We start from the raw sequence: 20,416 nt of genomic DNA, 5'->3' as shown, positions 1-20,416 counted from the left end.
AGACAACAACACCCCACCAAGGAGACTGCGATGCTGTTCCACGTCCGCATGGATGTCCGCCTGCCTGCCGACATGCCCACCGATGTCGCCAACGAGATCAAGACGCGCGAAAAAGCCTACTCGCAGGAGCTGCAGCGCAGCGGCAAGTGGCGCCACATCTGGCGCCTGGTTGGCGAGTACGCGAACGTCAGCATCTTCGATGTGCAGAGCAACGCCGAGCTGCACGACATCCTGACGGCGTTGCCGTTGTTTCCGTACATGCAGATTGCCGTGACGCCGCTGTGCCGGCACCCGTCGTCCGTCCGCGGCGACGACGCCTGAGTCAGGAAGATTGCCCGGACATTCCCCCAAAAGAACCCAATGGAGACACCCATCATGAACGCGCGCGTATTCGAAACGAAAGAAGTGCAGGACCTGCTGAAGGCTGCGACCAACCTGGATGGCAAAGAAGGCAACGCCCGCCTGAAGCAGATCACCCACCGTCTGCTGGCGGATCTGTTCAAGGCCATCGACGATCTCGACATCACGCCGGATGAGGTCTGGGCCGGGATCAATTACCTGAACAAGCTCGGCCAGGACGGAGAGGCAGCACTGCTCGCCGCTGGTGTGGGCCTGGAGAAGTACCTCGACATCCGTATGGACGCCGCGGACGAAGCGCTCGGCATCAACGGCGGTACGCCGCGCACGATCGAAGGCCCGCTGTACGTGGCGGGCGCAACGGTGCGCGATGGCGTGTCCCGTATCGACGTTGACCCGGACCCGGCCGCGGGCCCGCTGATCATTCACGGCACGGTGACGGGCCAGGACGGCAAGCCGGTGGCCGGCGCCCTGCTCGAGTGCTGGCATGCGAACTCGAACGGCTTCTACTCGCACTTCGATCCGACCGGTGAGCAGAGCCCGTTCAACCTGCGCGGCGCCGTCCGGACCGGTGCCGATGGCAAGTACGAATTCCGCACGCTCATGCCGGTGGGCTACGGTTGCCCGCCGCAAGGCGCGACCCAGCAACTGCTGAATGGGCTGGCCCGCCACGGCAATCGTCCGGCGCACGTGCACTTCTTCGTCTCCAGCGATGGGCACCGCAAGTTGACGACGCAATTCAACATCGAAGGCGATCCGCTGATCTGGGACGACTTTGCCTATGCCACCCGCGAAGAGTTGATTCCGCATGTGGTCGAGAAAACCGGCGGTGCCGCGCTCGACCTGAAAACCGACGCGTACAAGGACATCGAATTCAACGTCGTCCTGACGCCGCTGGTGCAGGGCAAGGACAACCAGCGCGTGAACCGCCTGCGCGCTTCGGCCGAGGTCTGAGACCTTAGAACGCTAAGTGGAGACGACCATGTCCGCCTTGATCGACAAAGCCAACGAACTGGATCACCTGCTCTCGACCGCGGTGGTGGATGACGAAGAGGCGGGCATTTTCCGCTGCCGTCGCGACATCTTCACCAACCCCGGTCTGTTCGAACTGGAGATGAAGCACATCTTCGAGAACAACTGGGTGTATCTCGCGCACGAAAGCCAGATTCCGAACAACAACGATTACTACACCACGTGGATCGGTCGCCAGCCGATCGTTATCACCCGCGACAAGACTGGGGAGCTGAACGCAGTCATCAACGCCTGCGCGCACAAGGGAGCAATGCTGTGCCGCCGCAAGCACGGCAACAAGGGCAGCTTCACGTGTCCGTTTCACGGCTGGACGTTCTCCAACACCGGCAAGCTGCTCAAAGTGAAGGACGAAAAGACCACCGAGTATCCGGTGCAGTTCAACACGCACTGCTCGCATGATCTGCGCAAGGTCGCACGATTCGAGAACTACCGTGGTTTCCTGTTCGGCAGCCTCAACGCCGATGTGCAGCCGCTCGAAACGTACCTGGGCGAAGCCCGCGTGATCATCGACCAGATCGTCGACCAGGCGCCGGAAGGCCTGGAAGTGCTGCGCGGCAACTCCTCGTACGTCTACGACGGCAACTGGAAGATGCAGATGGAGAACGGCTGCGACGGCTACCACGTCAGCACCGTGCACTGGAATTACGCCGCGACGATGGGGCGGCGCAAGGAGGGCGGCACGCAGGCGGTGGATGCGAACAGCTGGAGCAAGTCTGTGGCGGGCGTCTATGGGTTCGAGCACGGCCACATCCTGCTGTGGACCCAGACGATGAACCCCGAAGTGCGCCCCGTCTATGCGCACCGTGACGAAATCAAGGCACGCGTGGGCGAGACGCAGACGGACTTCATCATCAACCAGACCCGCAACCTGTGTGTGTATCCGAACGTGTTCCTGATGGATCAGTTCAGCACGCAGATTCGCGTGGTGCGGCCGATCAGCGTGGACAAGACCGAAGTTTCGATCTTCTGCTTTGCGCCGAAGGGCGAGAGCGCTACCGATCGCGCAACGCGCATCCGCCAGTACGAGGATTTCTTCAACGTCACCGGCATGGGCACCGCGGATGACCTGGAGGAATTCCGCGCCTGCCAGAACGGCTATGCCGGCACCACCGCCCTGTGGAACGACCTCTCGCGCGGCGCGCCGCTGTGGGTGCACGGCCCCGACGAGAACGCCACGAAGATGGGCTTGAAGCCCCTCATCTCGGGCGAGCGTAGTGAAGACGAAGGCCTGTTCGTCTGCCAGCACGAATACTGGGTGCAAGTCATGCGCAATGCACTGAAGACGGAACGCGAAGGGGTGCCAGCATGAGCGCCGACTACCAGAACATCTGCGCGGCCCTGTACCGCGAGGCGCGCCTGCTGGACGACCGCCAGTGGGACGCGTGGCTGGAGTGCTACGCGGAAGACGTCACCTACTGGATGCCGGCTTGGGATGACGACGACCAGTTGACCGAAGACCCGCAGAGCGAAATCTCGTTGATGTACTACGCCAATCGCTGCGGGCTGGAGGATCGCGTCTTCCGCATCAAGACCGAGCGCAGTGGCGCGTCCACGCCGGAGCCGAGAACCAGCCACTGCATTACCAACGTGGAGGTCCTGGCCGAACGCGACAGTGAAGTCGACGTGCGCTACAACTTCCACACGATCAGCCACCGGTACAAGACCACTGACCACTTCTTCGGCACGATGTTCGTCACCCTGCGCAAAGCCGGTGACGACTTCCTGATCGCATCCAAGAAGATCGTCCTGAAGAACGACTACATCCGGCAGGTGCTCGACGTCTATCACGTTTGACCTCAGGTAGATGAACGACGCACGTATCCAAGGCAGTGGAGGTATCCCATGTCCAGTTTCACAGTTGCACTGAATTTCGAGGACGGCGTTACGCGGTTCATCGATTGCAAAGCGGGCGAGAAGGTGCTCGACGCCGCCTTCCGCGCCAAGATCAACCTGCCGATGGATTGCTCCGACGGCGTGTGCGGCACCTGCAAGTGCCGCGCCGAGAGCGGCAGCTACGACCTCGGTGACGATTACATCGACGACGCCCTGACCGAAGACGAGAAGAACACCGGCCTCGTCCTGACGTGCCAGATGGTGCCGCAAAGCGATTGCGTGATCGCGGTGCCGACCACGTCGACCACGTGCAAGACCGGGCAGAGCAGCTTCGGGGCAACGCTGTCGAAAGTCGAGCTGCACAACGATGCGGCGGTGGTACTCGAATTGGATGTCGATGCGACTGCGCCAGTGTTCCTGCCCGGTCAGTACGTCAACATCGGCGTGCCGGGGAGCGGCCAGCATCGCTCGTATTCGTTCTCTTCGGCGCCCGGTAAAACGAAGGTCAGCTTTCTGATCAAGAAGATTCCCGGCGGCGTGATGAGCACCTGGCTCGAAGCCGCAAAGCCGGGCGACAAGCTCGATCTGCAGGGGCCGTTGGGCAGTTTCTATCTGCGCGATGTGCAACGCCCGCTGTTATTCCTGGCCGGCGGCACCGGCCTTGCGCCGTTCCTGTCGATGCTCGAGGTGCTGGCGCGCGCCAATTCTCAGCAGCAGGTGCATCTGATCTACGGCGTGACGCGTGACCTTGACCTCGTCCAGGTCGAGGCCATCGATGCCTACGTGGCACGGCTGCCGAATTTCAGCTACGCCACCGTTGTGGCCGACGCCGCGTCGAGCCACCCGCGCAAGGGTTGGGTGACGCAGCACATCCCAGCCGACGCACTGAACGATGGTGACGTGGATGTCTATCTGTGTGGTCCGCCGCCGATGGTCGATGCCGTGCGCAAATACTTCGACGACGAAGGTGTGAAACCCAACAGCTTCCACTACGAGAAGTTCACGCCCAACGCAGTACCGAACGCAAAGGCAGCATGAGCATGCAACGATTCTCAGGCAAGGCCGTCGTCGTGACTGGGGCGGCGCAGGGCATCGGGCGCGGCGTTGCACTGGCGGCGGCAGAAGAGGGTGCCAAGGCGCTGCTGGTGGACCGCGCCGAACTGGTCTACGAAGTGCAGGCCGAAATCGCCGCAGCCGGCGGTCAGGCGCACGCTGTCACGGCGGATCTGGAAACCTACGCAGGCGCCCAGCATGCCGTGCAGACCGCACTCGACACCTTCGGCCGCATCGACGTGCTCATCAACAACGTTGGCGGCACGATCTGGGCCAAGCCATATCAGCACTATGAAGAGGCGCAGATCGAGGCGGAGATCCGCCGCTCGCTGTTCCCGACCCTTTGGTGCTGCCGCGCGGTGCTGCCGCACATGGTCGAGCGCCAGCAGGGTGTGATCGTGAACGTGTCGTCGATTGCCACGCGCGGTATCTACCGGATTCCGTATTCAGCGGCCAAGGGCGGCGTGAATGCGCTCACGGCGAGCCTGGCGTTGGAGCATGCGGGAGACAACATCCGCGTCAACGCCGTCGCCACGGGCGGTACGGAGGCACCGCCGCGCAAGATTCCGCGCAATGCGGCGCCCATGTCGGAGCAGGAAACCGTCTGGTACCAGGGCATCGTCGACCAGACCATTGCCTGCAGCCCGATGCACCGCTACGGCACGATCGGCGAGCAGGTGCGGGCGATCCTGTTCCTGGCATCAGACGAGGCCTCCTACATCACCGGGACAGTGCTGCCGGTTGGCGGCGGAGACCTGGGCTAGTCAGGGACACACTGCAGCTCCAGTGGGTCGCGCGATAAAAAAAACGCCAAGCGGGCACGCCGCTTGGCGCTGCACAACGTGGCATGAATGGACATTCATGCGACGGGGAACCGAACTGCTAAGGGGGGTGGGGCAGCAGTTCGATTCGTTCAGGTTAAGCATTGCAATTGTGAGGAAAGCAAGGCTTTGTCAAATGCCGGGGCTAATTCGCTGACGACCTGCAGTGTCCTACCACGCCTTATCTCAATGTCGCATGCATTACTAAGGTCGTGATATCCACGATCGATTCACATTGCGATTTTTCTTTCATCAGCAGCGACACTTATGGCTCGGTAGAACCACCGCATGCCATCCATCTCGGTTCTCATGAGGTCTGACTGCAAAATGCTTACATGAAAGTGATTGGGTGAGCATTTTCGCAAATATCCATCGACGAAGCGCTCACAATGCCCCTGATTCAAACGGCCGCCTGACCATAGATGAAACAAGGGCGCGAGGATCTTGCAATTGTTTGGAATTCCCCCGCGATAGGCATGCTATTTCTAGCCTTGTCACGCTGCTTCAACAAGGAACTTTCCTGAAAAAGAAAGCGGCCGACTGGTGCTGTACATAGTATCGATTATTAAAAATAAATAACGATATCTAAGTCAACGGGGAAGTAGCAATGCGGATCGCTGTATTGGAAGACGATCCTGGATTTCTTTCGCTGATGGAATCAGTGATTGATCGTCTAGGGCATGTTTGCGTTTCATTCTCGGACGGCATGCAGATATTCAAGAATCTGCAGCGCGAGTCTTATGATCTCCTGATTCTTGATTGGCATGTTCCAAGAATGTCAGGGATGGAAATACTGCTTTGGCTGAGGCAGAAAAAAGAAGATCGAACGCCCGTTGCTTTCGTAACAAGCGCGGCGTTCGAGTCGGAGATCGTGGCAGCCCTGCGTCAGGGCGCAGATGACTACATCATCAAGCCGATCAGCGCCGCCGTGCTGGAGGCCCGCATCGAAGCCATTCTGAGAAGGCTGTATCAGGAAGAGGCCGAAAGCACGCTCGAGCTGGGAGCGTTCAAGTTCGACAACGCGCGTCGTGTTGCCTTTGTGGAAGGTCGGGAGATCAAGCTCACAAGCAAGGAGTACGAGCTTGCCTACAAGCTTTTCTCCCGCAAGGGAAAGCTCCTGACGCGAGACTATCTGGTGAGCGCGATCTGGGGCGAGTCCTATGCTGGGGAGTCCCGCACGCTGGATACGCACATCTCGCAGATCCGGCTGAAGCTTGGACTGAACCCCGGAAACGGCGTGAAGCTGATCTCGGTGTACGGGGCCGGGTACCGACTGGAGAGCGCATGACGTGGGATGGGCGGGTTCTTCGCAACGGCCTTCTTGCTCTTGGCATGCTGATATCGGCGACGGTCCAGGCACAGGTACAGGCGGCGCCGGGAACGTCTGCCGACGAAATCCTGCAGCTGGCGGATCGCGTTGTTGGCCAGCTGGAGATGGGGCAATACGGCGCCGTCTGGGACGGGGCCGCACCCTTGGTTCGAGCGGTTGTCAGCAAAGAGGCGTTCGTCCAGCAGATGCAAGCCACCCACCGAGATGGTGGCGGGATACTGGATCATGGCTGGGCATCCATCGTTCGTATCGAATATCAGCATGATCGAGATATTCCGGACGGCCTCTATGCCAATGTCGATTATGCCGCGCATTTGAAAATGGGGGGTATTACATACAAGTTACTGAGCTTTCGAGCGGAGTTGGATGGGCAATGGCATTTTGTCGGCGACTCTGAGCGGAGGGGTTCAAACGGAATCCCTACGCGACCGGCAATTTTCTCGTTATCGCCAATTTCCTCGATCGGCCGCAGTCCAGCGCCTTGAGGCGATTTCTGCGGCCGGTATACCTAGATGGATACCGGGCCTTTCTGCGCCTCAGTTCTCAACGCCTCCTCTTTTGAATTGACGGATCAGCCCGTCGATTGATTCACATTTGCTACATTTCTTAGTTGAGAGAAACTCGCGGTGAATCGCTCTGCTGAGATTTGACATTGCATTGCATTCGCTTGTAGAAATTTTGCATTGAACGCGTCTCCCCTTATTACATTTGCTTCAAGAATGCCATCAACTCCGACGTAATCGGAGGCACGCCGCATACGGCCGTCAGGCATTCAATAAGAAAAGCAGAGCGAGCATTTTATCGTGCCGCTTCTGCGTAATACGTTTTCTGGGGAAGCGAATTGAACCTGATCTATAAGACAAAACACAGCGCCGTCAAAAACCTGACGGTTGTGGTGGCAGAGACATGTCGCGGCGGAGGCAAGACCGGCACGGCACGGGGCAAGACCGTTGGTGCGCGTGTCTCGCAAGCAGGCGGTGAGTGGCACAGGAAGTCTGCCATCGCGTTGGTGCTGGCGACTCTGCTCGGCGGCACCGCCCATGCCCAGTACACGAATGGCACGTTCGGCACGGCAACGGGCACCGCGGTGGCCATCGGCAGCGGTACCGGCGCGAATGCCGCCAGTGCATCGGGTGCGGCTTCTGTTGCCATCGGTAGCGGCGCGGCAGCCACGGGCGGCTCGACGAGTGCTGGCGCCATCGCCATCGGCAGCGCAAAGGCCGGTACATCGGGCACGGCGTTTCAGAACGGTGCCATCGCCATCGGGCAGGGTGCGCAGGCATTGAGCAGCAACCCCACTGGCGGCACATCGCCGATTGCCATCGGTGCGACCTCCAACGCGAACGGCACGGGTTCTCAGGTCGCCATCGGTGACCAGGCAGTGGCGACGGGCGTCGATGCGATCGGGATCGGCGGACATGCGAATGCCGCCGGCGTAAAAGCGACCGGCAACGAGTCCACCGCAATCGGCCAGTCTTCCGCCGCCACGAATACAGGTTCCGTTGCGCTGGGCTATTCCGCCACTTCATCCGGTGTCGGCTCGGTGGCGTTGGGCGGCAACGGTACGGTTGGCTCCAGTGCGACGGGCAATGCGTCGTTTGCCGTGGGCGGTGGCGCTTCGGCCGCGACGGCGGGCGCAATTGCAGTGGGCTCCGCTGGCGCTGGTGGGGTGGCTGCAGGAGGCGCTGGCGCGCAGGCGAAGTCGGGCGTGGGTGTGATAGCGATCGGTGCCGGCGGCACGGGTGGTTCGGCCGCGGGCGCGACCGGAGGCGCAGGTGCCGCGGCAACCGGCTCGGGCTCCATTGCCCTCGGTGATGGTGGAGCTGGAGGCTCTGCAGCTGCGGGCTCGGGCGGTGCAGGCGCAGTGGCAAGCGGCACAAGCGCGATCGCTATTGGCTCGGGTACGGCTGGGTCCACAACCGCAGGCTTGGCCGGGGCGTCAGCCACGGGCAGCAGTGCGATTGCCATTGGCGCGGGCTCTTCGAGTGCGGGGGCAGGCGCATCGGCACTCGGTACATCGGCATCCGCTATCGGGGGGAATAGTGTTGCCCTGGGCAACGGGGCGGTTGCCAACTTTACGAAGGATGTGGCACTGGGTTCGGGTTCCTCCACGGCTGCCGCTGTGAGTACCGCAAGCGTGACCGTGGCAGGCACGACCTATGCCGTGGCGGGCACCGGCCCGACAAGCACGGTGAGCGTGGGCACCGCAGGTGGGGAACGCACCCTCACCAATGTCGCAGCAGGCCGCGTCAGCGCCACCAGCACAGATGCCGTCAACGGCTCCGAACTCTACGCCACCAATCAGGCGATCGCTGCTGTCAATACGGTCGCCAACAAGGGCTGGAACGTGACGACGGCGCAAAGCGGCACCGGCACGGCCGCGGGTACTACCGTGACCAATGTCGCACCGGGCGCCACCGCAACGTTCACCGCAGGCAACAACGTCGCCATCACGCAAAACGGCGCAAACATCACGCTGGCAACCAGCATGACGCCGACGTTCACCAGCGTGACAACCGGCAACAGCGTGCTGAACACCAATGGCCTGACGATCACGGGTGGCCCGAGTGTCACCAGCGCGGGCATCAACGCTGCCAACACCACGATCACGAACGTGGCTGCCGGCACGGCATCGACTGATGCGGTGAATGTGAGTCAACTGAATGCCGTCAACGCGATCGCCGGTGCCGGCTGGAATGTCAGTGCACAGGGCGCCAACGCCACCAACGTCGGCCCGAACAGCGCAACCGGCACCAAGGTGGATCTGAACAACACCGACGGCAACATCGCCGTGAGCAAGACGACGGCAAGCAACAACGTTACCTTCAACCTGGCGCCCAACGTCAACGTCGCCAATAGCGTGACCGTGGGCCCCGCTGCCAGCGGTACAACCATCACAGCGACGGGCGTGACAACCAACGGTGGCAATGGCCCGAGTCTGACCACGGGTGGCATCAACGGCGGAGGCCTGACGGTCACCAACATTGCACCGGGGGTCAATGGCACGGATGCCGTGGACATGAACCAACTCAACGCGGTCAGCGCGGTTGCGAACAAAGGTTGGAACGTGACGACGGCCCAGACGGGTACCGGCACGGCCAGCGGCACCTCTGTGACCAATGTCGCACCGGGTGGCACGGCAACGTTCACCGCAGGCAACAACATCGCCATCACGCAGAACGGATCGAACATCACGCTGGCAACCAGCATGACGCCGACGTTCACCAGCGTGACAACCGGCAACTCGACGTTGAACAACGGCGGTCTGACGATCACTGGCGGGCCGAGTGTGACCAGCACAGGCATCAACGGTGGTGGCTTAGCCGTGACCAATATCGCGCCCGGCGTCAATGGCACGGATGCCGTGGACATGAACCAACTCAACGCGGTCAGCGCGGTTGCGAACAAAGGCTGGAACGTGACGACGGCCCAGACGGGTACCGGCACGGCCAGCGGCACCTCTGTGACCAATGTCGCACCGGGCGGCACCGCAACGTTCACGGCGGGCAACAACGTCACCATCACGCAGAACGGCTCAAACATCACGCTGGCAACCAGCATGACGCCAACGTTCACCAGCGTGACGACCGGCAACAGTGTGCTCAACACCAACGGCCTGACCATCATCGGCGGCCCGAGTGTCACGAGCGCCGGCATCAACGGCGGCGGCCACGCCATCACCAACATCGCGCCCGGTGTAAATGGCACCGACGCGGTCGACGTGAACCAGCTCAACTCCGCCGTGCAGGCGGCGGGTGCAGGGTGGGGCGTCAGCGCGCAGGGTGCAAATGCGACTACGGTGTCGTCGGCAAGCCCGACAGGCAGCACCGTTGATCTGAACAACACCGACGGCAACATCGTCGTGAGTAAGTCGAAGACGAGCAACAACGTCAGCTTCAATCTGGCGCCCAGCGTCAACGTCGCCAATAGCTTGACCGTCGGCCCGGCCGCCAGCGGCACAACCATCACGTCGACGGGTGTGACGACCAACGGCGGCACGGGCCCGAGCCTGACCACCACAGGCATCAACGCTGCCAACACCGTCATCACCAACGTGGCAGCGGGCACAGCCCCGACCGATGCGGTGAACGTGAGCCAACTCAACGCCGTAAATGCGACGGCCGGTGCCGGCTGGAATGTCAGTGCACAAGGCGCGAACGCCACCAACGTGGGCCCGAACAGCGCAACGGGCAGCACTGTTGACCTCAACAATACGGATGGCAACATCGTCGTGAGCAAGTCGAAGACGAGCAACAACGTCAGCTTCAATCTCGCGAACAACGTCAATGTGGCAAGCAGCGTGACGGTGGGGCCGTCGGCCAGCGGCACAACCATCACCTCGAGTGGCGTAACCACCAATGGCGGCACGGGCCCGAGCCTGACCACCTCGGGCATCAACGCCGCCAACACCGTCATCACCAACGTGGCGGCCGGTACAGCCCCAACCGATGCGGTGAACGTGAGCCAACTCAACGCCGTAAATGCGACGGCCGGTGCCGGCTGGAATGTCAGTGCACAAGGCGCGAACGCCACCAACGTGGGCCCGAACAGCGCAACGGGCAGCACTGTTGACCTCAAAAACACGGACGGCAATATCGTCGTGAGCAAGTCGTCGACAAGCAACAACGTCACCTTCAACCTGGCGAACAACGTCAACGTGGCCGGCAGCGTGACGGTGGGGCCGGCTGCCAGCGGCACGAGCATCACTTCGACAGGCGTGACCACCAATGGTGGTAGCGGCCCGAGCCTGACCATCACCGGCATCAATGCAGCCAACACCGTCATCACCAACGTGGCGAAGGGGCAGGTTTCTGCGACCAGCACGGATGCCGTCAACGGCTCGCAGCTCTATGCGACCAACCAGACGATTAACAATCTTGTCAGTTCCGTGGCAAATGGCGGTGTGGGGCCGGTGCAATACAGCAATCCGTCTTCGCCCACGACGCCCAATGGTGGTAAGCCATCGCAAGACCTGACACTGGTGGGAGCCGCAACCGGGCCGGTGACATTGCACAACGTGGCCCCCGGCGTTGCGCAGACCGATGCCGTGAACGTCGGCCAACTCGGTAGTGCTGTGGCTGGCCTGGGCGGCGGGGCATCCATCAACCCGTCGACCGGCGCGGTCACTGGGCCGACCTACACCGTCAGCAACGCCAACGGTACAACGTCCACCGTCAATAACGTGGGTGCGGCGCTGGACGCAATCAACAGCACGGGCATCAAGTACTTCCACGCCAACAGCACGGCTCCGGACAGCCAGGCATTGGGCATGGACAGTGTCGCGATCGGTCCGAAGGCCATCTCCAACTATGCCGGCGACATCGCACTGGGCGCTGGCAGCGTGACTGCAGCAACGGTTGCCACGCCTTCTGCCACGATCAACGGAACGCTCTATACGTTTGCCGGTGGCGCCCCGATCAGCACCGTCAGTGTGGGCGCACCGGGTGCCGAGCGCACCATCACCAATGTGGCAGCAGGGCGGATCAACGCAAGCAGCACAGATGCGATCAATGGTTCGCAACTGAACGCCGCCGATCAGGCCATTGCCGCGCTGAGCAGCAAGGTCAACAGCCTGGGCTCGACGGTGGCAAACAACCTGGGGGGCGGTTCGAGCTACAACACGTCGACCGGCGCGGTGACATCGCCAACGTATGGCAACGTAGGCAACGGCAGCGGTGGGTTGGGTAACAACGTCGGTGGGGGGACTGGGCCAGCGGCCAATGTGTCTTCAGGCCTGCAGGCTGCAGCCAACACCTGGATCACAGGCAACCCGACCACCTATACGCCCCCGCTGGCCACTGGAGCAAACAGCACTGCTGCTGGCAGCGGTGCCGTCAGCACGGGCAACAACTCTGTCGCGCTGGGCGGCAACTCCAGCGATAGCGGGCGGGCAAACGTGGTGAGCGTGGGGGCAGCCGGCGCCGAGCGGCAGATCACCAATGTGGCTGCCGGCACGCAGAGCACGGATGCCGTCAACCTGAGCCAGCTCAACTCCGCGATCGGCCAGTCGAACGCCAACGTGACACAGCAGCTCAATGGCTTGCAGCAGAACGTCAACAACGTGGCACGTAACGCCTATGCCGGGGTTGCGGCGGCAACCGCGCTGACGATGATCCCCGACGTCGACAAGGACAAAACGCTCTCGCTCGGCATCGGCTCGGGCTTCTATCACGGCTATCAGGCCGTGGCCGTGGGTGGCACCGCACGTGTGACCGAGAACATCAAGGTTCGGGCCGGGGTCAGCACGAGCCCCGGCAACGGCACGACATTCGGCATGGGCGCATCCATGCAGTGGTAAGCCGCATGACCCAATCCACAGAGCTCCTCAGCACACATTCATCATGAAGACATCCGCAATTTGGGTATTGACCCTTGCCGTGCCGTTGGCCGCGTGCTCAAGCGCGTCGGGGCCAACCTTCAACGCTTATCAGGTCAACCCGCAAGACGGCCTGCCGACGTACCGCGTCGAATGCCATGGTCTGCTCCAGGGGCAGAGCGTCTGCACCGACAAGGCCAAAGAGATGTGCGGCGACCTGCCTGTGCGCCCGCTGGAACCGGTGACACCGTTCGGCCGCAGCACCGATGTGCGTACATTGACCTTCCAGTGCGGGCAGGCGCCCGCCAAACCTGTCACGGCGACGGAGCCGGTGCCGGTGCCAATTGCCATGCCGGTTGTGGTCAAACGCCTTGACCTGGGTGGGGATGCCAATTTCGATACCGACCAGGCTACGCTCACGCCCGCGGCCAAACGCAAGCTGGACCAGCTTGTTGCTGATAGCCGTGGCATCACCTTCAAGCACGGCGAGATCAGCGGCTTCACAGATTCGCGTGCCTCAGCTGCACACAACCTTGCACTCTCACAGCGCCGTGCCGACAGCGTGGCGGCCTACCTGCGCGAGCATGGCCTGCAATGCGACGATTTGATCGTGCGTGGTTTCGGCAAGGACAGCCCGGTTGCTTCCAATGCCACGGCAGCAGGGCGCGCGATGAACCGCCGGGTCGAGATTCGTCTGATCCAGTCTTGACCGATAGCGTGAGTCAGCACGCTGCTGCAAAAAACAAAAACGGCGCCAATGCGCCGTTTTTTTGCGATGTGCCTTTGCGGCTGGGCTGAAAGTTCAGCCGCGGGGCTTAGCCGAGGTACGAACCCGACTTGCCAACCACTTCAGCGTACGCCAGGTTGTCATCCCAACCCTTGCGGAAATAGTTGACGACTGCGCGCAGCAGCGACGGGCGGCGAGCGGCTTGAACTTGGGCTTCACCGGCGAACTTCGGGGTGTAATAGGCTTGCTGGATCATGATGTTTTCTCTCGTTCTCTAGGGTTTTCCCGAGTATAGGGTTATCCCTAGGGCTGAGCAATGTTGCACGCGATACTTTCAGTACATTCTGAATATCACCCGCTCCTGATGTGCGGGCTGCCCGGTAGGTGACGAAAAAAGCGCTCGCTCGCATTTCTCCGAAAAATTTTTTGCGCAAAGATCACCGCAAGACCGCCGACGTTTTGCCGAAAAACATGGCTTCATCGTGCTTTGTCGGTAATTTTTGCAGCAAAAAGCGTTGATCTGTCCGCTTGTTGATTGACCGGCAAGCCGCCTACCATACGCCGCCATGTGCCGGTTCCGTTCTGCAACACGACGGGGCCGGCGTCGCTACTTGGAGGTTCGTATGGCGTATCCCCCCATCCCCGTGTCGGCCGCATCGGTTCATGGCGCGCAAGGTGCCCGCTCGGCCAACACGGCGTGGCAGGCGCGCAGCCGTGCGGCCGTCTGGCATCCGTGCACGCAAAACGCACGGCTCGATGCCATGCCGCCGCTGCCCATCGCACGCGGCCAGGGGCCGTGGCTGATCGACTTTGACGGCAAGCGCTATCTGGATGGCACCAGTTCGTGGTGGGTCAACCTGTTTGGTCACGCCAATCCGCACATCAATGCGGCACTCAAGACACAGCTTGACTCGCTGGAGCACGTGATGCTGGCCGGCGCCACGCACCGCCCGGCGGTCGAGTTGGCGGAGCGCTTGATTGACCTGACGGGCGGAGCGCTCGGCCACAGCTTCTTCGGCTCGGATGGCGCATCCGCGGTGGAAATCGCACTGAAGATGAGCTTCCACGCGCATCGAAATGCAACAAGCAGCGCAGGGCAGGGCGCGCGCAACCGCTTCATCTGCCTGGAACACGGCTACCACGGTGAAACGCTCGGCGCGCTGGGCGTGACGGATGTGGCGATCTTCCGCGATGCGTATGACCCGCTGATCCTGCAATCGCACCGCGTGCCGTCACCTGACGCACGCTTGGCTGGTCTGGGCGAAACCGCCGCCGACGTGGCAGAGCGCGCACTGGCTGCGTTGCGCGATTGCCTGAGTACCAACGCCGGCACCATCGCCGCCGTCATCATTGAACCGCTGGTGCAGTGCGCCGCCGGCATGGCCATGCACGACGTGAGCTACCTGCGCGGCGTGCGTGCGCTGTGCGATGAGTTTGGCGTGCACTGGATTGCGGACGAGATTGCCGTCGGCTGCGGCCGCACCGGCACCTTCTTCGCGTGCGAGCAGGCCGGCGTGTGGCCGGATCTGCTGTGCCTGTCCAAGGGTATCAGCGGCGGGTATCTGCCGCTGTCGATCGTGCTGTCGCGCGATGCCATCTACAACGCCTTCAACGACGACGCGCCGGTACGCAGCTTCCTGCATTCGCACTCGTACACGGGCAATCCGCTGGCCTGCCGGGCGGCGCTTGCCACGCTTGACTTGTTTGCGGAGGAGGACGTCTTCGCCCGCAACCGCGTGACCGCCGCGCGCATCGCGCAGGGGCTCGCGCCGCTATCGCACGACGCACGATTTGCGCATCTGCGGCAGACCGGGATGATCACCGCGTTTGACGTGCACCCCGACGTGGCCGGCGCGCGCTTTGCTGAACGCTTTGCGTTGACTGCGCGCACGCACGGGCTGCTGCTGCGCCCCATCGGCAACACCGTCTATCTGCTGCCGCCCTATGTGCTGACCGACGAAGAAACCGACACCCTGGTCGAGCGCACGCTGCAAACCCTGGAGGACACGCTCGCCCATGCAGGCGATGCGTACGAAGGAGAAACCTATGCGATTGCTTGACGACCTGCAGGCGGGCCTGGACGCCATTGACGCCGCCCACTTGCGTCGCGTGCGCCGCACCGCCTATAGCCCGACCGACCGCAGCCAGCGCATCAGCGTGCCGGGTGGAGAGCCGCGTGACATTCTTGGCTTCTGCGGCAATGACTACCTGGGCCTCGCAGCGCATCCCGCCCTGGGCGAAGCGGTGGTGGAGGGCATACGCCAGTACGGTTTCGGCAGCGGTGCATCGTCTCTGGTCAGTGGTCATTCGATTGCGCATGCGCGCTTGGAGGCTCGCATGGCAGCGCTGCAGGCACCGCACATTCCCGAAGCGGATGCGCTGGAGTTCTGCACCGGCTATATGGCCAACCTGGCCGTGGTGAGTGCCTTGGCGCAGTCTGGCGGCATCCAGCCGGCCCAAGACTGCACGATCTTCTCCGACGCGCTAAACCACGCCTCGCTCATCGACGGCGCGCGGCTTTCGCGGGCGCGGGTCTTGGTCTATCCCCATGCCGACGTGGCTGCGCTGGAGGCGCTCCTCGCCGCCAGCACGAGCCGCAACAAGCTGATCGTGACCGATGGCGTGTTCAGCATGGACGGCGACATCGCGCCGCTGCCCGAACTGCTCGCGCTGGCTGAGCGTTACGACGCCTGGCTCATCGTGGACGATGCGCACGGTCTGGGCGTGCTCGGCGAGAACGGCGCGGGTGTGTTGTCGCACTTCGGGCTGCATTCGGAGCGTCTCGTTTACGTCGGCACATTCGGCAAGGCAGCGGGAGGCGCGGGTGCGGCCATCGTGGCGCACCGCATGGTGATCGACTGGCTGGTCCAGCGCGCACGCACCTATATCTTCACGACGGCCACACCACCGGTGATTGCCTGCGCAGTGGAAGCCGCGCTGGACGTGATTGCGAGCGAGGAGGGCGCCGAACGCCGTGCGCGCCTGAACCGCCATATCGCGGTATGGAGCGCGCATGCGCAGCGTCTGGCGGCCCGCTTCGGCTGGCAGTGGATGCCATCGCCCACGGCCATTCAACCCATCGTCATCGGGGAGAACGCGCCTGCACTGGAACTGGCCGCCGCACTGGAGCGCGAAGGCATCCGCATCGCCGCCATCCGCCCACCGACGGTACCGGCCGGTACGGCGCGACTGCGCATCACACTGTCGGCTGCGCATACTGCCGACGACATCGAGCGGTTGGCACAGGCGCTGGAAGCGGCCGGCCAATCGCTGCACTCGCCTGCCAAGGCTGCCTGAAATGCCGCCGCGCTTCGACTGTTTCGTGACCGGCACCGATACCGAGATCGGCAAGACGTTGGTTAGCGCCGCATTGCTGACCAAGTTGGCCGATGCCGGCTACCGCAGCGCCGGCCTCAAACCGATTGCGGCTGGCACGCTGCCTGACGCGTCAGTGCGCACCAATGAAGACATCGAGCAGCTACGCGCCGCCGCTTCGGTGGATCTGCCGCTTGCAACGATTTGCCCGTGGTTGCTGGATGCGCCGATGTCGCCGCACCTGGCGGCTGCACGCGAGGGCGTAACGATTGCGCTGCCGCCCATTCTCGATGCATTCGTGCAGGCCAAGTCGCTGGCCGACGCGGTCGTGGTGGAGGGCGTAGGCGGTTTTCGCGTGCCGCTGTCCGACGATTTTGATACGGCAGAAATGGCCGTGGCGCTGGGCCTGCCAGTGGTGCTGGTGGTCGGACTGCGCCTGGGCTGCCTGAACCACGCAGCGCTGACCGCCGAGGCAATCGCCGCGCGCGGGCTGCACCTGGCGGGGTGGGTTGGCAACGTGGTCGACCCGGCTATGGCTGGTCTGGACGATAACGTCGCCACCCTGCGTCGCTGGATCGGGGCGCCGCATCTGGGCACCATTCCGCGTCTGCCGCACGCAGATGCACGCCTTGCTGCTGCACACCTCGACATTGCACCGTTGCTTGCACGCTGAACCGCTGGCCAGCGCTACACTGTCCACCCTCGAAAGACAGGATGGAGGCGGTTGTCATGCGCGCAATGCGTTGGCTGGCGGCGATCATGATGGTGGCCACGCTGGCAGGGTGTGCCGCGTTGGAATCCCCAGTGACGAAGGGGCAGCGCCTGGTCGGCAGTGACCAATCTGCGGTGCAGGCGCAGTTTGGCCCGCCGCGCGAATCCTACCCGCTGGATGGCGGCACGCGCTGGCTGTATCCCACGCAGCCTTATGGCCAGTTCACCTACGCGGCAGATTTTGATGCCAGCGGCAAGCTCATCGACTTCAAGCAGGTGCTGCGCAGCCTTGAGTTTGCCCAGGCCAAGATCGGCGTCTGGACCAAGGACGACGTGCTGCGGCATTTCGGCAAGCCGGTCGAAACGGCGTATTTCTCCCGCATGGACCGTCTCGTCTGGTCATACCGTTTCAAGTCGGACGACGTCTGGCCATCTCTGATGCATTTCTACTTTGATCCGGCTGGCGTGCTGCAGCTCACGCAGATCACGCCCGACCCACTGTATGACCCGGATCGCCCGCGCCTTTTCCGTCGATAGGCCGAGACAGCGCACCGGATTGATGCTGAGGTGCCAAGCCGGATTGCCATGCAACACCGGCTGCCCAGAGCGCACCGCCCAGCAGAACCGCGTCCTTGATGATGAATCCATCAAGGCCAATACCCGGTGTGGTGATAAGAAACGAGAGCGTGCTCAGCAAGGCGCCGGCAATCCCCAGTGCGCCGATCAAGCGCACGCGCCAGTGGCCGCGCCAGAGCATGGCCAGCGCCAGCACGATTTCAGCCACGCCAATCAGGTTGGACACACCTTGCTTGCTGAGCACGGTATAGAGCCACGAAAACAGCGGGCTGTTGCTCGTGAGCGGATAGATGGCCTCTGCCTCAACCGCGGTGAACTTGTATGCGCCGTACCCCAGAAAGATCAGCACAACGGTGTAGAAAACGATGGCCTGCCCGGTTTTCTGTAGGGCCGACGGGGAAAACAGTTCTCGTTGCATGCAATACCTCCTGGTGGATTTCCGTCTGGTGACCGGTGTTCAGAAGCGCCTCTGAGAGGGGGCAACCTGTCTGCCCCGTCGCTCAGATGCGAGCTATGCAGGTTGGTCGCCCAGGCATGCGATACCTGACACGTCGGTAGCAATTTCCACACTTTTGACCGCGCCTTTTCCGCCGATACGCCGTCCGTTGATCTGGCACAACCTGTTTGTGCGCTCAGGGTTCCTCCGGCATTGCGCGCTGTGCGCTGCGACCTAAGCTAAGCGTTAGGAGAGGCGGGTATCGCTGGGTACCTGCCGGAGCAACCCGGCATCAGACCGGGCGCGCATATTGGGGGTGCATCATGCTGACGCATCGCTGGGTCGACATCGACCCGATCGAAGCAGAACACCATCCGCTATATGGCATTGCCGGCTGGCTGCCATGGGTGCTGGCCGTTGCCATTGCGGGGCCGACCTGGGTGTTCTGGCAAGGCTTGTCTATTGATGCGCTGCAGTTGGCTGGTTCGGATCTTTTCGACGCCAACACGCCAGGCAGCGGGGCCGTCAATCTGACCACATTGCTTTACTTGATCTCCTGCGTGACGGTGCTGGTGCTGGCCACCACGCACGACAGCGCATTTCGGCCAGCCATGATCGTGCACATGGCGCTGCTGCCCCCGCTGATCGGGCTGATGCTGATGGCGGGTGGTGTTCCGGGGGCACGTGCCACCGTGGTCGACGGCGTGGTGATAGCCGTAGCGATGCTGTTGACCTGTGGCGTCTACCTGCAATTCTCACGCCGCGTGCGCGTGACGTTCGAGCTGCGCGATCGGGCGCCCGCTGAACAAGCCGATCTCAAGCACCCTCAACGGGCTGCGGCGGGTTGACCAGCGTCACCATCACGTAGCTCATGATGGTCAGCAGGAACCACGCGCCAAGCTTGGCGATCGACACCATTTCCCAGCTCTGCAACTGGTTCGGATAGAGCCAGGTGCGTGTGAATGTGCCGATGTTTTCTGCCAGCCAGATGAACAGTGCGACCAGCGTAAAGCCGAGTAGGAACGGCATGCGCCGGTGCACGCGATCAATGCGGAAATGAATCCAGCAGCGGCGAAACGCCATGGCAATCAGCACCATCAGCGCGTAGCGCAAATCCCACCAGTAGTGGTGCAGGAAAAAGTTGGCGTAGATGCCCAGCGAGAGCAGGGCAGTGACCACCAGCGGCGGATGGTGCGAGAACCGCAGATCAAACTCGCGCCACGCCCGCGCGATATAGCTGCCCACCGAGGCATACATGAAGCCGGTAAACAGCGGTACACCACCGATGCGCAGCAATGACGCCTCTGGATAGATCCATGAGCCGACGGCTGTCTTGAACACCTCCATGCCCGTGCCGGCCACGTGGAACATCAGGATCACCTTGGCTTCATCCCACGTTTCCAGCTTCAGCCAAAGCAGGGCGATCTGAATGATGACCGCGGCAATCGTTAGCGCGTCGTACCGGGCAATCGGCGCATTGGCCGGATACCAGAGGTGCGTACCGATCAGCAGGGCGACCATCAGCCCGCCAAACAGACACGCCCACGCCTGCTTGATGCCGAAGACGACAAACTCGTGCAGCCCCGCCGCCAGTTGGCCATGGCGGGCAGCCCAGACACCGGTCAGGTCGCGCCAATATGTGAAGCGGGCCCGCAGGCCCGCTCGTATCGAAACGCTATCGCTCGTCATTCAGTCGATGCGCGCGAATCGCGGCACCTGACGGCCGTCAATTTCCACCATCTCGTGGAACATCGTCGACGGGCGTGTCCAGATCGTGCCGTTGGCAGCGCGATAGACCGTCATCTTGATGGATGGATCCGGCTCGTACGTGGCCTCGCACAGCCATTCGTATTCGCCGCCCTTGTAGTGGCGGTAGCGGTGCACCGGGGTGTCTTGCATGGTGGGCTCG

The 20,416-nt window shown here is 62.4% G+C and carries 19 protein-coding genes; 15 read left to right on the top strand and 4 right to left on the bottom strand.

Annotated elements, in window-relative coordinates; all coding sequences use genetic code 11:
* The first annotated feature begins 30 nt into the window (after positions 1–30).
* From catC to V6657_RS08595, 10 genes are all read left to right on the top strand, one after another.
* Complete coding sequence (gene catC, locus V6657_RS08640) at positions 31–321, top strand: muconolactone Delta-isomerase (RefSeq protein ID WP_048932989.1); 291 nt, start codon at positions 31–33, stop codon at positions 319–321.
* Between the two features lie 54 nt (positions 322–375).
* Entirely contained in the window at positions 376–1,311 is a 936-nt protein-coding gene (catA, locus tag V6657_RS08635) for a catechol 1,2-dioxygenase (RefSeq protein ID WP_048932988.1), read from the top strand.
* Between the two features lie 28 nt (positions 1,312–1,339).
* Positions 1,340–2,698: a Rieske 2Fe-2S domain-containing protein gene (locus tag V6657_RS08630; RefSeq protein ID WP_048932987.1), complete on the top strand. Its 1,359-nt coding sequence runs from the start codon at positions 1,340–1,342 to the stop codon at positions 2,696–2,698.
* A complete protein-coding gene (gene benB, locus V6657_RS08625) occupies positions 2,695–3,183 on the top strand; it encodes a benzoate 1,2-dioxygenase small subunit (protein WP_048932986.1) in 489 nt (162 codons plus the stop codon). Before V6657_RS08630 ends, benB begins: the two co-directional genes overlap by 4 nt.
* A gap of 48 nt (positions 3,184–3,231) precedes the next feature.
* On the top strand, positions 3,232–4,260 hold the full coding sequence (gene benC, locus V6657_RS08620) for a benzoate 1,2-dioxygenase electron transfer component BenC (RefSeq protein ID WP_048932985.1): 1,029 nt from the start codon (positions 3,232–3,234) through the stop codon (positions 4,258–4,260).
* Positions 4,257–5,039 (top strand): 1,6-dihydroxycyclohexa-2,4-diene-1-carboxylate dehydrogenase, encoded by a 783-nt coding sequence (locus V6657_RS08615; RefSeq protein WP_048932984.1) that lies wholly within the window; start codon positions 4,257–4,259, stop codon positions 5,037–5,039. The genes benC and V6657_RS08615 overlap by 4 nt, the downstream gene beginning before the upstream one ends.
* Before the next feature lie 664 nt (positions 5,040–5,703).
* Complete coding sequence (locus tag V6657_RS08610; protein WP_048932983.1) at positions 5,704–6,384, top strand: response regulator transcription factor; 681 nt, start codon at positions 5,704–5,706, stop codon at positions 6,382–6,384.
* Positions 6,381–6,911, top strand: a complete 531-nt coding sequence (locus V6657_RS08605) for a DUF4019 domain-containing protein (protein ID WP_048932982.1) — start codon at positions 6,381–6,383, stop codon at positions 6,909–6,911. Before V6657_RS08610 ends, V6657_RS08605 begins: the two co-directional genes overlap by 4 nt.
* Before the next feature lie 356 nt (positions 6,912–7,267).
* On the top strand, positions 7,268–12,724 hold the full coding sequence (locus V6657_RS08600; protein ID WP_182570809.1) for an ESPR-type extended signal peptide-containing protein: 5,457 nt from the start codon (positions 7,268–7,270) through the stop codon (positions 12,722–12,724).
* Positions 12,725–12,767: 43 nt separating this feature from the next.
* Positions 12,768–13,451, top strand: coding sequence for an OmpA family protein (locus tag V6657_RS08595; protein WP_048932375.1), 684 nt, complete (start codon positions 12,768–12,770; stop codon positions 13,449–13,451).
* 106 nt (positions 13,452–13,557) lie between these two features.
* On the opposite strand, the gene V6657_RS08590 is transcribed toward V6657_RS08595, so the two are convergent.
* Entirely contained in the window at positions 13,558–13,725 is a 168-nt protein-coding gene (locus V6657_RS08590; RefSeq protein ID WP_171017977.1) for a hypothetical protein, read from the bottom strand.
* A gap of 367 nt (positions 13,726–14,092) precedes the next feature.
* Here V6657_RS08590 and bioA point away from each other — a divergent pair, with 367 nt between their 5' ends.
* Genes bioA through V6657_RS08570 form a run of 4 tightly spaced genes read left to right on the top strand, consistent with a single transcriptional unit; the run spans position 14,093 to position 18,032 of the window.
* Entirely contained in the window at positions 14,093–15,529 is a 1,437-nt protein-coding gene (gene bioA, locus V6657_RS08585) for an adenosylmethionine--8-amino-7-oxononanoate transaminase (RefSeq protein ID WP_048932376.1), read from the top strand.
* A complete protein-coding gene (gene bioF, locus V6657_RS08580; protein ID WP_048932377.1) occupies positions 15,516–16,766 on the top strand; it encodes an 8-amino-7-oxononanoate synthase in 1,251 nt (416 codons plus the stop codon). The genes bioA and bioF overlap by 14 nt, the downstream gene beginning before the upstream one ends.
* Position 16,767: 1 nt before the next feature.
* Positions 16,768–17,457, top strand: coding sequence for a dethiobiotin synthase (bioD, locus tag V6657_RS08575; RefSeq protein WP_048932378.1), 690 nt, complete (start codon positions 16,768–16,770; stop codon positions 17,455–17,457).
* A 56-nt stretch (positions 17,458–17,513) separates the two neighbouring features.
* A complete protein-coding gene (locus tag V6657_RS08570) occupies positions 17,514–18,032 on the top strand; it encodes a hypothetical protein (RefSeq protein WP_048932844.1) in 519 nt (172 codons plus the stop codon).
* On the opposite strand, the gene V6657_RS08565 is transcribed toward V6657_RS08570, so the two are convergent.
* Complete coding sequence (locus V6657_RS08565) at positions 17,980–18,489, bottom strand: DUF417 family protein (RefSeq protein ID WP_082170120.1); 510 nt, start codon at positions 18,487–18,489, stop codon at positions 17,980–17,982. The two genes, V6657_RS08570 and V6657_RS08565, sit on opposite strands and share 53 nt — an antisense overlap.
* A gap of 341 nt (positions 18,490–18,830) precedes the next feature.
* Here V6657_RS08565 and V6657_RS08560 point away from each other — a divergent pair, with 341 nt between their 5' ends.
* Entirely contained in the window at positions 18,831–19,355 is a 525-nt protein-coding gene (locus V6657_RS08560) for a hypothetical protein (protein ID WP_048932379.1), read from the top strand.
* Here the strand turns inward: V6657_RS08560 and V6657_RS08555 are convergent.
* On the bottom strand, positions 19,324–20,196 hold the full coding sequence (locus V6657_RS08555) for a DUF817 domain-containing protein (RefSeq protein WP_053166306.1): 873 nt from the start codon (positions 20,194–20,196) through the stop codon (positions 19,324–19,326). The two genes, V6657_RS08560 and V6657_RS08555, sit on opposite strands and share 32 nt — an antisense overlap.
* Entirely contained in the window at positions 20,197–20,406 is a 210-nt protein-coding gene (locus V6657_RS08550; RefSeq protein WP_048932380.1) for a DUF1653 domain-containing protein, read from the bottom strand. It lies immediately after the preceding gene.
* Positions 20,407–20,416: the final 10 nt, after the last annotated feature.

This window comes from Ralstonia sp. RRA, from assembly GCF_037023145.1.
Lineage (GTDB): Bacteria > Pseudomonadota > Gammaproteobacteria > Burkholderiales > Burkholderiaceae > Ralstonia.
The sequence above is the reverse complement of the archived record's forward strand: the minus strand, read 5'-3'. Positions and strand labels throughout refer to the sequence as shown.